Consider the following 13220-nt stretch of genomic DNA (forward strand, 5'->3'; position numbering starts at 1 on the left):
ATCTTGCCGAAAGTTTTGGGCTACCACGTTCAACAGTGTTTCCCAATCATCATGCTCACCATTTAATTCCCCCTGCCGTTGGTAAAAATCATCCTGTATTTAAAAAAATAGGTATCGATTTGGATGATGAAGAAAATGGCATTTTGTTGTCTGCAACGAAAGGAGAACGTGTTTCTGCTTTATCGAAACATGTTGGTAGTCATAATGAGTTTATTTCTTTTGTTACTGATAAGTTGGATTCTTTAAATATTGGTGCACACTGGGTCAGCGCTTTTATCATTATTGCTGCTGAATCATCGTTTCTAACATCTCACTGATAAACTTCTGTTTAGAGCGAGACAGCTTGTGAACTTGATCTAATTGAAAAATCGTTACGATGCTATTTGCGGGTGTGAGGCTGTTGATTAAGATGTTATCTCTAAAATTGAAGTGGAATTAGATTTTAAAGGAACATCTCTTTTTTATTCAGGAGGATTTCTAGGGTCTGCTCACACTAATTGAAGTATCGATAATTAGAGCAAAGTGAATAAAAAAACGTGAAAACGACATCCAGTTGATCGAAGCGAGAAAGACCCTATACAGTACACTTTGCTTGGCCCAACGATTTGCCCGCATGTAGACGCTGTGCCAACGGCCGAATTTCTTCGGCAGGGCTCACCATTTGTAGCCATTTGAGGAGTGGGTTGCTGATACCCTGGCGCAAGGCACACGTTTTCACTAGGTAGGAAAATTAAACTTGGTGTCGCCTAAAGCTTCATCTCGATTGAATTCTTGACAAAAAGCGATTAGGGTAGGCCTGCTGTCATAGTACCCAGCCGCTTAGCTGGCACCAGTAAAGAATAATAAATAGATAAAAAAATACCCAAACGATCATCGTTCAGCCCGCGAGGCGCCCTGTAAGGCAGCACTCGCGGGAAAACCCTAACCACAACAAATTTTCAACACACAAAGAAGGACCGCATCATGGCCGCGTAAGTCAGGCGTAAGCGCCAGCCCCCGGTGCTAGAGACACCAGGGGATGGCTAACCCCAATAGATAAACTATCTATCTAGCGAGGCTGTCTTGAATGATACGCCATACACTCGTTCGTCTTCAATAAAGGTCTCCCTGAAGGCGCGTTTTCCGAGTCACTCCTGCCCCCGGCGGCGGAGTGTGCTGTGGCGTTGCGTGATGATTGGTGTGGTCTTTTACTTCAGCCGCGCACCGCCTGTCTGGCTGCGCACCCTGCACATTGCACTTTGCTTTTTTCACTCAAGGATCACGCCTGAGGCGGGAGAAACCGCACAAAGCATTGCGCCTTTCCGCTACAGGCGACATAAGGAGCCTATTCAAGATGCCTATATTACCCTGTCGATTATTTCAGCCAGTGGAGCTGGGGGATTATTTTACCTTCACACTGGTCGCCATCAAAGAGAACGCCGTAGACCTGCATATTGCGCCCGGTAGGGGCAACCAAGTGATGCGCGCCGTGCACCTCCTGCAATGGTTGGACGAAGTCTACCCACTGGACAAAGCCTGTGCGCTGGAGGAGGGGCCAATCGAAAAGCCCCCGGCCATAATCAGGCCATTCAAAAGGCAACCCGATAAAAAGACGGAGCGCTGAAAGGGAGTACGGGCGCCACGAAGGTCCGTGAAGCCCCAAACCGCACCACAAACGCTTACCTTCTCGTGTGCGGGTACTGCGGGGAGGTAAGCGTCGTTAGGGGGCTAACGCAGTAGCCTTGCATGCCGCCGCGGGTGTCTTTACAGGCGGTGCTCTCTCAACTGTGCCGGCTAGGTGTGTCAAAAGGCAAGATACCTTGACGATACGCCGCTCTAAATCCTGCTACCGATTGCCAGGCAATAGAACCAGAGCTGGGCAGCAATGTTGATTACCGAGGTTGTTATTGTTGCAGGAAATCTGTTTTCTCCCTGAAAATCAATCAATACAGGAGATTACAAGCAATGGTCGGTTTGGGATACTGGTCATAACAATCACTGTATCAATACTCGTATTACCGGGCAATAGGATGGATCTTTATAAAAAATCCCTGTTTTCCTGAATAGCCCAGTCCGTATAAGTCATTTATTCATGCTTATTTTGTAGAGACGCAATAAAGCCTGATTTTTATACATAACCCCGTATGTAAGTGAGTTAAATGCTACAAGGTCGCCACGCGCAGCATTCACTGGTTATCCTGGATTTGTCCCTTTCGGGATTTTCTGAATTTCTCATTCTATTTATACGTAATTCAATGCCGGTCAGGTGTAAACAAGGTTGGCATTTGGCTGCTTTTTGCAGAACCGATCGCCTAAAAAGGTCTGTAATTGCGCCACGGGATCCTGGCTGTCCTGCTGCTGGCAGCTTTGGCCAGGTCGTGCTGAATAAATTCAGGTTATTGAGTTACCCATGGAACAGGGATGGTATTGAGGCTGTTTGCGGTTGCGCCTCGATTTACAATCAGTCAAAGCATCCCCTTATGCGTATTGATCGGGATTGTGTTGTTTGTACTTAGGCTTTACAGCGTTTATTTGTCAATCCAGGGTGGGCTGCAACGATTTACTCAAGGGAGTGTATATGGTGTTCTGCTGGTTGCAGCTTGGCAGGTGTTAACCAGAAATAGAAAAAGCCTGGTGAAGCAATATGAACAAATGCATCTAATGGATTAATTTCCACTCCAATCTAATACAATCGCTCATGCGGGTGCTCAGTAATAGACGCAAATTTTTATGGTACAGTATCCATCATTCAGTTACAGTTTCCACTGATTAATAAATGCAGTATTCACTGGATAATTTATCAAAAACTGAGTCACGGAACAATGGAAAGACAAGTTATGGAGGATGCTTCGTAACCGCCATTGAAAGGACAATAAACAACTGGCTAAAAAACAAGGAGTGTTACATGAAATTCTTATATTTAGTATTTCTACTGAATGGCTCGCTTGCGGCGGACAAGGAGATTGCTGCGGCCACTGAAATTGCACAGCAATACATGGCGTCTCAGCACAAGGCGCTACCCACTCTGGTAGAAAACGCACCGCGCCTGTTTGCCCTGAGGACACCCAGCGTTGCCAGGGCACCGCTGGCCTGGGACGCCAATGGCGCCTTGACCGGGTTGGACACTGTCGACACGGTCGAGTTCGCTCCCAAGCAGAACACCACTTTCAAGTACACGGTTAGGGGCGCGGGCTCCGGCTCCAACGTCCTGACCGTCAAGATCCAGCAGAAGAAGGCCGGCGGCGGCTGGCAAACGCGGATTACCAAGGAGCTGAACATGCCCTCTGAGACGAAGTCCGGCAGCTTTAAGGTCAACGATTATCGCGAAGGCGACCAGGAGACGATCCGTTTCCGCTTCTCGCGCAAGGTTGGGACCAAAGCCATCAACTGGTATGTGCGCAGGGACTAGGAATCTATTGAGTTTTTTTATTTTAGGCCCTGTGGGGTGTGATACAGAACGAAAGAAATTTTCGTGTATGGCATTGCCTGAATAAAAAAGGAAATTAAGCGCTGTTATTGGGCCTCAAAAAAATGCAGTGATTCCCTGATACACGCAAAATTTCCTTTAGGCGCCCTGCCTGGTTGGAGAAAACCCACCAAGAAAAGAGCGGTAGAGAGACCTCAGGGCAGTATCCAACAGTGATCACGCACCTCATCTGGACATGCAGGCCATTCAACAATTTCGGGTTGGGCGATGCCCACTGATTTGTTGATGGCTTTTGCAAGCTTCTGCCAGTGATTGATAACCTGTGCATATTCCATCTATTTCCTGCAGCAGTGTTTTATCTGTCACGGCAGAAAGTACCGCAGCGGAGCTTGCTCTGGCCTGCCAGGCATTACTCCGTTTGGCTGACATATACCACAGCCGCTTTGCTGCCTCCATCAGCAATGATCAGGTCGCTTTTTCCATCTCCATTGAGATCTGCCAAGGCCACACCCCATGGGTTAGGGATATTGGCATCCTGGAATCTTATGGTCTCGACCCTGGTTTTATTGCCGAGAACGGCAAGCAGTTCACCGGACCAGTTAGCTACCAGTGCATCTTCAAGGCCATCGCCATTGATATCACCAACGGCTATCTGCTTGGCACCAGGGGGTGTGGTTATTGCCGTTTTGCTGGCTTCATGGAATGTGCCATCGCCGTTTCCTGGGATGACGGTGACAGAACTGCCATTTGAGCCGACCAGCATATCCAGTTTCCCGTCGCCATTCATTTCTGCCAATTCAACAACAAAGGGGGATGCATAGGGGGCTAGCTTTTTCAGGGTAAAAGACGGGGTGTTTGAGCCGGTATGGGTCACAATACCAATCTCCCCCGGGTTTGGAGTCACCAGATCAATGCGTCCATCACTGTTGATATCACCGATAGCAAAGCCTCGATAGGGGTCCCCTCCGGCGTTGATCAGTTGGCCGGGTGTTTTGAAGCTGCCATTGGCCAGCCCCTTAAAGTAACGCAGGCCATGGTCATCGCGGCTATCGACAATCAGGTCTACTCGGTTGTCGCCATCCAGATCAGCCAGCTTAACCATATGTATATGGGGATTCACCTCTATTTTCAGTGGTGATTGAGGCGGTGGTTTAAAGCTCCCCTTTCCATCACCCAGCAGCAGGGTGACATAGGCGGTTTCGTGGTTGGCCACCACCAAATCGACATTGCCGTCTTTATTGAGATCGGCAACTGCCATATCTGCTGGATTCTCACCCACCGGGACACTGCCCACTTTGGCTAGACCACCCCGTCCATTACCCTGAAAAATCACGGCAGTATTAGCGGTATAACTGGAACAAATAACATCCATAGCGCCATCAGAGTTGAAATCCAGCACGGTAATGGCCGATTGGCCTGCACCGACATTCAGCGGAGTGGGTTTGAAGGTGATATGGTCGATTTCGACGGCTTTTGCCTGAAAAATAAATGAATTGATCAAGAGAAGTAGAGAATAGACCACATGCTTATGTTGAATCATATCGCCACCCGGGTTCGATGAACTTTTCACCACTCTATCGCGAAAACGGGGATATCGCTAGCAGGCTGGTGAAACAGGCAGTGCGTCCAGAAGGGAGTTGACCAAGGAGAAAATAGGGCGTTGATGGGGTTTCAATGCCTATTGAGTGGATTATTATAGCCATCACTGTTTGCTGCCGTTCCCCGGGGCATTAGTCTTTGCAACATGGAACACTTACTCAATGATCGAAATCCGTGAAGAAAAACCTGAAGACAGAGACGCGATCCACCGTTTGAACCTGGCCGCGTTCAATAAAGGCCCTGAGGCGGCTCTCGTCGACAGGCTTCGCATCAATTGCGAAGAGTATATCGCGTTTGTGGCTGTCGAGAACGGTACCGTTGTTGGACACATCCTGTTCACTCCGGTGACGATTGATGCATCGGACTCAGTTGGCATGGGGCTGGCACCCATGGCGGTATTGCCGTCACATCAGAAAAAAGGCATTGGCTCTCGGCTCGTTCACCACGGCCTTGCATACTTGCATAAATCCAGTTGCCCATTCGTTATTGTCCTGGGACATGCAGAGTATTACCCGCGCTTCGGCTTTGAAGTGGCATCGAACTACAAACTCCGCAGCCAGTGGGAAGGTGTACCAGACCAAGTATTTATGGCCATTGTGTTCAATAAGGCCGCCTTACCAAAACAAGGCGGGGTGGTAAGATACCGGGAAGAATTCAATGATGCTTTGTAAAGGGAGACTCTGGGAGCGGATATGCCTCAAGCCAAACAGCCCATATTGGCTTTAAAACACTAAATAAAATCGTATTAATCATTTCAGTGCTTTGGATGTAACCACAAGCGGGTGTGTCGGGTCTATTGTAAGCTTGAAGTGATTTCTAGAATCAGGCCCGAATGCCGTTTTAAACGAGAGATGCCGGAGCCGTGTAGCGTGCCGATGGCGGAGAGCCAAGTCTGCTCGATGGAATTTATGCCCAATAGTCTGGGTGACGGAGAAAGTCTACGAACATTTAATCTTATCGACGATTACAATTGTGAGTGCTTGTTTATTATTGCTGATTTGTCGATAACGGCTTTAAGCATTATACCTCCACTGGACAGGTAATTGAATAGCGGAGTAAGCCTGCTGCTTTGCGGTGTGGCAATGGGCCTGAGAATATCTCAGGAGCTTTAATGGAGGTGGACAAGCCGGCAGCAGATTACGCTGCTAGTTATTCAACCTGACAAGCCAACACAGAATATATATAGAGCGATTAAGTTGTGCGGCATGACATCAGTGGCCGGATCTGCATCATCTCGACCGCGTTGGACAGGCGCAACAACTTGTAACTGAGTGGCAATGGCAGTACAACAATGAAAGGCCTCATAAGGCCATATGAGGAATACCCCCAAAACCGCTGCTACGATTGGTTTAATTCTCTCCTCATCGCTGTTGTTTTAAATGGTGGATTACACGCTCACTTGATACTATATCCCTAAAACGCTAGTATCCCTGCTCTATGGCAGTGAGCGCTTAAAATAAAAAAGGCTTAAACACAACGAGTTGCCTACCCAATAATAGAGCTGGCGGGGTAAATAGATCGTCGTTTGTCGCTGGTTTCGAATGTAACTGGATACTGGCCCTCAAGGTACACAATTACAAGATTGGAAGTCTGAACCTCGCACCTCCCGATTTCCCTGAGGTCTTTGCTGGCTTCGGTGAGGATACCCCCGATATTTGCTGGGTAGATAGGTTCCGATCAGGTTGCCTTTTTACAGGTTCCGTCCGGGCAGGGCTTCTCAGATGTTTCCAACCCCAGGTGAAAAGCAACACTGCGCGTTTGAAATCCAAGAGCGGGGAGCAAAGTGGTGCTTATTATAGGGGGAACATCGCCCTGAGCTGTTGTGGCTTGTAAAGTCAATTATCTGGTCTGCTAGGTCAATCGGGCCCTGTTTATAACGTTATATGGTCTACTGCAATAAAGTCATAGGGAAAAGTACCATGCCAAAACCCGTTTGCTCTGATATTTTGATTGCCGGAGGGGGGCTCGCAGGCATTATCACTGCACTGGAGGCGTTAAGGGCAGGTAAAACTGTCACCATAGTGGATCGGGATACCCCACAGCGGTTTGGCGGGCTGGCACTTTGGGCCTTTGGCGGTATGGCACTGATCGGCACAGCGTTGCAGCGACGTATGAACATTCCCGACTCAGCAGAGTTGGCCCTGCAGGACTGGCTGCGCTTTGGCGAACTGGACCCCCTGGATGAATGGCCCATGCAGTGGGCCCGCTATTATGTGGAGCACTCGCGTGCTGAAGTTTACGACTGGCTTATCCGTGAAGGCCTGAAATTTATGCCAGCGGTCAACTGGGTGGAACGGGGTCGTTTTGGCGACGGCAACAGTGTCCCCCGTTACCACATCATCTGGGGCACCTCACGAGAACTGGTCAAGTGCATGGTGCGCGCGCTGCACGATGCCAGCTCTGAAGGCAGACTGACGATTCATCATAACCAGCGGATCACTGGGTTGGACCAGCAGGCTGGAAAAGTCCATGGAGCGACTGCGGTGCATGAGGGCACCGGCAGGGAAGCCCGCTTTGAAGCGCCTGTTGTAGTACTGGCCATGGGGGGGATAAATAGCGGGCACGATCAGTGCCGGGCCAATTGGCCTGTCGACCGGCCGCAGCCCACCGCTATGTTGAATGGTGCTCACCCTTTTTCCGATGGCAAGCTGCATCACTGGACAAAAGACAATCTGGGGGCCTGTATTACCCATGCCGGAGAAATGTGGAATTACGCCGCCGGTTTTCCGCATCCCTTCCCGCATTTTCCCGATCACGGTCTTTCCTCTATTCCCTGTAAGTCCGCCCTGTGGCTGAATCATCGCGGCGAACGTATTGGTCCGGAGCCCCTGGTTACCGGATTCGATACCCACTGGTTATGCCAGCAAGTTGCCGCCCAGGAGAAACCCTGGACCTGGCAGCTGCTCAACAGGCGCATTGCACTGAAGGAATTCGCTATTTCCGGTGCAGAGCACAATGCCCGAATCCGGGATAAACAGTTTCCGCTACTGCTGAAAGAGATGTTATTGGGCAACACACCCCTCGTGGATCAGATGCAGAGCGAGAGTAATCACTTTCTTGTGGACGATACACTGGCAGGGCTGGCAAAAAAAATGAATGCGCTGACCTGTTCACAGGATGTTGACCCGGCAGTGCTCAAAGCCACTGCGGATACCTTTGATGCAAATTTCAGTAAGGGCGACCAGCTAAACAACGACCCGCAAATCCGCCTGATCCGTCATGCCCGCCAATGGGGGCCGGATCGACTGCGTACCTGCAAACCGGCCCCATTACAAAAACCTGGTGCCGGGCCATTTATTGCGATCCAGACGCAACTGACCACCCGCAAGAGCCTGGGTGGATTGCAGACCGATCTGCAAAGCCGGGTGCTGGATGCCAACGGCCAGCCCATCACCGGTCTTTATTGTGTTGGCGAGGCCGCCGGGTTTGGTGGCGGCGGTTGCAATGGTAAACGCTCGCTGGAAGGCACTTTCCTGCCCGGCTGCATCATGACAGCCAAGGCTGCAGCCAGGTCGATCAATACAGGGAATTGATCAAAGCACAACACAAAACCAACACAATAAACAGGTCAAGAGTAGGATCAGGAGAGACAGTATGCCCAATGGCGCCCAAGCTCTGATGAAAACCCTGGTGGATGCGGGGATTGAAGTTTGCTTTAGCAATCCCGGCACCAGTGAAATGCATTTTGTTGCGGCTTTGGATGGTGAGCCCAAGATGCGGGCGGTCCTTGCGCTGTTTGAAGGTGTGGCCACTGGGGCTGCCGATGGCTACGCGCGCATGGCGGATAAGCCCGCTGCCACCCTGCTGCACCTGGGCTGTGGTTTGGGCAATGGCCTGGCCAATCTGCACAACGCCCGTAAAGGAAAATCCCCGATTGTCAACATTGTGGGTGACCACGCCACTTATCATGTCAAGTACGATGCCCAGTTGCAGTCAGATATCGAAACAGTAGCCTGTAATGTGTCGCCCAACTTTGTGCGTACTTCAACGAGTACGGAATCCCTGTGCCGGGATGCTGCCGATGCCATCACCGCCGCCCGGGGGTTACCCGGTCAGGTGGCCACCCTGATCCTGCCGGCGAATGTCTCCTGGGGAGAGGGGGGCCAGCCCTGTGTGGTGCCACCCCAGGCCGAAGCGCCAATAGCGGACAGTACGGCCATTGATGCTGTGGCTGAAGCAATACGCAGCAGCAGGAAAACGGCCCTGCTGCTTGGCGGTCGCGCCCTGCGCGAGCCGGGACTGCTGGCTGCTGCCCGCATTGCCGCCCACAGTGGTGTAGTTGTTTTTGCCGAAACCTTTCCCACCCGTATAGAGCGCGGTGCCGGCCTGCCTGCGGTGGAGCGCATAGCCTACCTGGCGGAACTCGCCTCTTTGCAATTGTCCGAATTCGACAATTTGATTTTGGTGGACGCCAAAGCCCCGGTTTCTTTTTTTGCTTACCCGGGCAAGCAGAGTTATCTGGTACCGGATGGCTGTACCGTTCACACCCTGAGTACACCTGAACAAGACGCCGCGGCCAGCCTGAACGGGCTCGCTGATGCCCTGGGTGCGGGGAGTACGCCACCTGTGCTGCAACCCGCCGGCAGACCCGGCAGGCCGAAAGGCAAACTGACTGCTGAAAAAGTATGCCGGGCTGTGGGTGAGTTGATGCCGGAGAATAGTATCGTTGTGGACGAATCCATCACCTCGGGTTTGTTACTCAACGCCATGACCGCCGGGGCACCAAGACACGATATGATTACCCTCACCGGTGGCGCCATTGGTCAGGGACTGCCCAGTGCTGTAGGGGCCGCCGTAGCCTGCCCGGATAGGCCGGTACTGGCCCTGATCGGCGATGGTACTGCCATGTACACCAATCAGGCACTATGGACCATGGCCCGGGAAAATCTGAATGTGACCAGCATTATTTTCAACAATGCCTCCTATTCAGTTTTAAATATTGAGTTGGAACGTGTGGGGGCTGAAGAAGCCGGAGAGAAAGCCAAATCCCAACTCGATCTCAGTGGCCCGGTCACCAATTATGCCCTATTGGCTCAGAGTATGGGTGTGCATGGTATACGTGTGAAGACATCAGAAGAGCTGTTAAAGGCCCTGGAATATGCACTCGACACACCAGGCCCACACCTGATCGAAGCTGTGGTACCTGAGTCGTTAAATGGTGTGAAACGTAAGGTACTGCCCTGGCTGCTGAAAACCCTCCCGAATATCCCCAGGCCGTTAAGCAAGGCTTTGAAGAAAAAAATCGCACCCTGAGTCCTTTCCCCTGGGGTTCAGGGGAATATAGAACAGAAATAAACACTGCCGGTACGTGCCCCGATCAATGGGGTGGGTATTGGCAAGCGCACTTTCTGCCCGAGTGTCCGCCAATTCAACTGATTGCGCGGGATTTTATTCCGGGGTGGCCACAAATCAACTATAAATGTGCTGGGTTTGTCGTGAAGGGTTTAATGACATCGCCGCACACCCAGGGTGAGAAAGGCCGCAGAGCGCCTTTTCAATAGCCTGCCAGAACCCGTTCACACCCAATCCAAAAAAACCGCTGCATGGAAATGACAGCGCAACAAAAAACTATCGAGGCATTTCTATTCCTTCGGTGCAGTAAGATAACAATACCCAAATGCTCAGTGCCATGCTCTACATAGTCGGGCATGGTTGCCAATGGTGAGGCTTATAAAGGGTTTGATAATACACAAATAATCCCTGGCACTGCTTTCGATAAGTCCAAAGAGAAAAAATCTGGAAATCGTTTCTACACAGGGTTTTCAAGAAATGCTATATCTTTTTTTCTGATGTATTTTCATCTTGAGATGGCTTGATCTGCTTTTGAAACAAATAAATGGATAAATACATACCGGATTTATTTGAGAGTGATTCTCTTACTGTTTGGTATTTCAGGTCTACCTGCAATACTCAATGAATTAAAAAGCAATTTTTGGGTTGTGGAGAAATTGCCAGTGAGTCGGTTGTATAAGATAAAAGTAGTCATATTGATTGAAATATACATGCCTGATAAAATAACCTGATTTTTGGTTTAACAACTTCAACCACCTGGGGGAGAGGATGAGAATACCCAACATTTTAATGATGATGGCCGCAAGCTTATGTCTGTTTACTGATGGTGTGGCTTCAGAAGAAGTTAAGATTGATGAAAATCTCACCATACATTACGAACAGGCAGGTAGCGGCGATACAACCATTATTTTTATCCCGGGTTGGATGATGTCAACAGAGGTTTTCGAACATCAACTCGCACACTTTAAAGGATCAACAAAATACCGCGCACTGGCCTATGACCCCAGGGGCCAGGGCAAATCATCAAAACCCGTTGAAGGCCACACCTATCAACAACACGCGCGGGATCTGGCCCAATTGATTGAAAAGCTGGACTTGAAGAATGTGATTCTGGCGGGTTGGTCATACGGGGTAACGGAGCAATTGGCGTATTTGAACCAGTTCGGCGCTGATAAGCTCAAAGCCATGATCATGATTGATACGGGCCCGGATATAGCCGGTGCAACGCGTGACGAGTGGGTCTGGTACCTTAACGACGATTCCGACGGCTATTCACGATGGTTTACCGAAGGCATCATTGAAGATCGCGATAATGTGATTGCAGAATTTAGCAAATGGATGCTTGAAAAGCCGACACCGGAGAAAATCGCCTGGATAACAAGCATCGCCAACCGCACGTCAAGTAGTGTCGCCTCAATTACAAATGCCACGGGATTTTATCTCGACTACAGTGAGGATCTTAGTGCACTTGAGGGAAAACTGCCTTTGTTGTATGTCGTACGTGATGAAATGAAGGAAGCAGCAGATAAGTGGATCACGGCCAACACACCCTCTGCCACTGTTGTCTATATGGGTAAGCATATGATGTTCTGGGAGAGGCCCAAGGAGTTCAACAGGGTCCTTGATGAGTTCCTTGCAAGCATTGATAGTAAATAAATGACATATTACAGCGTGGGTTCTAGGAATTTGAATTTCCAAACAGTGATCTAACTGGATTTACAGCAGGGATGCACTTTCTTATATAAGCTGGGACCTGTTCAGCCTAATGAAAGAATCGATAATACAATTTGCTAATTTTGGCACTAAGCCGTTTTGATAAGTTGGATGTGATTTTTCGTTTTTTTACCAGCTTTGCGTGGATTACAGGCAGGCTAATTTATATAAACAGGCCCTAACAAACTGTTGAAATTCATTCTTACGGTTACTAACTGTAAAATTTAGGGGCAATCAATTGAAAAGAGCTGGCGCCGATGCGCGGCACTGGCTTAATTCAGGAAGCACTGTTTACAACGGAAACCATAATGGCTATTTGGTACACATTGATCATTATTATGCTAGTTTTATCCCTCTTTGCCGCTGTGGCAACTCGTCGCGCTCAAAGTACGCGGCCGATGTTTGTATGGGGATTTAATACCATGGCACCGGTCACCTTGGCGTATTGCTATTGGGGCTCTGGAGATTGGGCACATAAAAGTCTGTTGTTGATTTTTGTAGGTGTTTATTTGCTGCGGATGAACATAGTTCTCACCGCCTGGTATCAAAATACTGCCGCCTCCAAACTCAATGCGGTGATTCCCGCAAAGCAAAAACCGTTGCTGGCGGTGATAATGGTCAATACCTTTGGCTGGTTGTACTGTCTGCCATTTTATTGGGCCGCTGACTTAAGAGGACCATTTGGTGTAGTGCAATGGGCCGCAATTGTACTGTATGTGCTGGGCACCATTTATCATTTTGGCAGCGACTATCAAAAGCGTCGTTTTAAACAAAATTCAGACAATAAAGGTAAATTGTTAGAGAGTGGGTTTTGGGGCACTTGTCGCCATCCAAATTACTTCGGGGATTTTTTAATTTTCGTCAGCTTTGGTTTACTGGTCAATCATTGGATTGGGCTGGTCGCGCCATTGACCAATATTGGCCAATATTTTGGCGATGCGATCCCAAAAAATGAAAAGATGTCAGAGGAGCGCTATGGCAAGAAATGGCAAGCGTATAAGCAGCGGGTAAAATGCTTTATTCCGTTTGTTTTTTAGTCTCCATCAGGTTCGTTCACCAATGGCCAGGAGACCGCTTTAAGGGCGGTTTCTTGGCCACTCCTGTTTGAAAGGTGAGCCGTATTTTGGGGATGCAGTATCTGATGTTCGGATTAGTGTAGTCACGTAGCTTTTTATTGTAGTTTTATGTCTGGCTAATGTGCTTAACGATT

Annotated in this window: 11 protein-coding genes; 9 read left to right on the top strand and 2 right to left on the bottom strand. The window is 49.4% G+C overall.

Going from position 1 to position 13220, the window contains the following annotated elements; genetic code table 11:
• Window positions 1-35: 35 nt before the first annotated feature.
• From M8T91_RS04570 to M8T91_RS04585, 3 genes are all read left to right on the top strand, one after another.
• Entirely contained in the window at window positions 36-317 is a 282-nt protein-coding gene (locus tag M8T91_RS04570) for an AHH domain-containing protein (RefSeq protein ID WP_301417260.1), read from the top strand.
• Between the two features lie 1016 nt (window positions 318-1333).
• Window positions 1334-1603: a hypothetical protein gene (locus M8T91_RS04580; protein ID WP_301417262.1), complete on the top strand. Its 270-nt coding sequence runs from the start codon at window positions 1334-1336 to the stop codon at window positions 1601-1603.
• 1281 nt (window positions 1604-2884) lie between these two features.
• Window positions 2885-3388: a hypothetical protein gene (locus M8T91_RS04585; protein ID WP_301417263.1), complete on the top strand. Its 504-nt coding sequence runs from the start codon at window positions 2885-2887 to the stop codon at window positions 3386-3388.
• 212 nt (window positions 3389-3600) lie between these two features.
• On the opposite strand, the gene M8T91_RS04590 is transcribed toward M8T91_RS04585, so the two are convergent.
• Together M8T91_RS04590 and M8T91_RS04595 are read right to left on the bottom strand one after the other, a co-directional pair.
• Window positions 3601-3741 (bottom strand): hypothetical protein, encoded by a 141-nt coding sequence (locus M8T91_RS04590; RefSeq protein WP_301417265.1) that lies wholly within the window; start codon window positions 3739-3741, stop codon window positions 3601-3603.
• A 74-nt stretch (window positions 3742-3815) separates the two neighbouring features.
• Window positions 3816-4946 carry an FG-GAP repeat domain-containing protein gene (locus tag M8T91_RS04595; RefSeq protein WP_301417266.1) on the bottom strand — a complete coding sequence of 377 codons (1131 nt, stop codon included), beginning with the start codon at window positions 4944-4946 and terminating at the stop codon, window positions 3816-3818.
• 220 nt (window positions 4947-5166) lie between these two features.
• Between M8T91_RS04595 and M8T91_RS04600 the strand changes: the two genes are divergently transcribed.
• The 6 genes from M8T91_RS04600 (at window position 5167) to M8T91_RS04620 (ending at window position 13047) form a co-directional block, all read left to right on the top strand.
• Entirely contained in the window at window positions 5167-5676 is a 510-nt protein-coding gene (locus tag M8T91_RS04600) for a GNAT family N-acetyltransferase (protein WP_301417268.1), read from the top strand.
• Window positions 5677-6229: 553 nt separating this feature from the next.
• Entirely contained in the window at window positions 6230-6322 is a 93-nt protein-coding gene (locus M8T91_RS18860) for an integrase core domain-containing protein (protein ID WP_367317757.1), read from the top strand.
• 602 nt (window positions 6323-6924) lie between these two features.
• Window positions 6925-8538 carry an FAD-dependent oxidoreductase gene (locus M8T91_RS04605; RefSeq protein ID WP_301417271.1) on the top strand — a complete coding sequence of 538 codons (1614 nt, stop codon included), beginning with the start codon at window positions 6925-6927 and terminating at the stop codon, window positions 8536-8538.
• A gap of 61 nt (window positions 8539-8599) precedes the next feature.
• The gene (locus tag M8T91_RS04610; RefSeq protein WP_301417273.1) at window positions 8600-10258 is read left to right on the top strand and encodes an acetolactate synthase large subunit; all 1659 of its coding nucleotides are present in this window, start codon (window positions 8600-8602) and stop codon (window positions 10256-10258) included.
• 807 nt (window positions 10259-11065) lie between these two features.
• The gene (locus tag M8T91_RS04615) at window positions 11066-11953 is read left to right on the top strand and encodes an alpha/beta fold hydrolase (RefSeq protein ID WP_301417275.1); all 888 of its coding nucleotides are present in this window, start codon (window positions 11066-11068) and stop codon (window positions 11951-11953) included.
• Window positions 11954-12267: 314 nt separating this feature from the next.
• The gene (locus M8T91_RS04620; protein WP_301417277.1) at window positions 12268-13047 is read left to right on the top strand and encodes a DUF1295 domain-containing protein; all 780 of its coding nucleotides are present in this window, start codon (window positions 12268-12270) and stop codon (window positions 13045-13047) included.
• Window positions 13048-13220: the final 173 nt, after the last annotated feature.

It is taken from the genome of Microbulbifer sp. MI-G (assembly GCF_030440425.1).
GTDB lineage: Bacteria > Pseudomonadota > Gammaproteobacteria > Pseudomonadales > Cellvibrionaceae > Microbulbifer > Microbulbifer spongiae.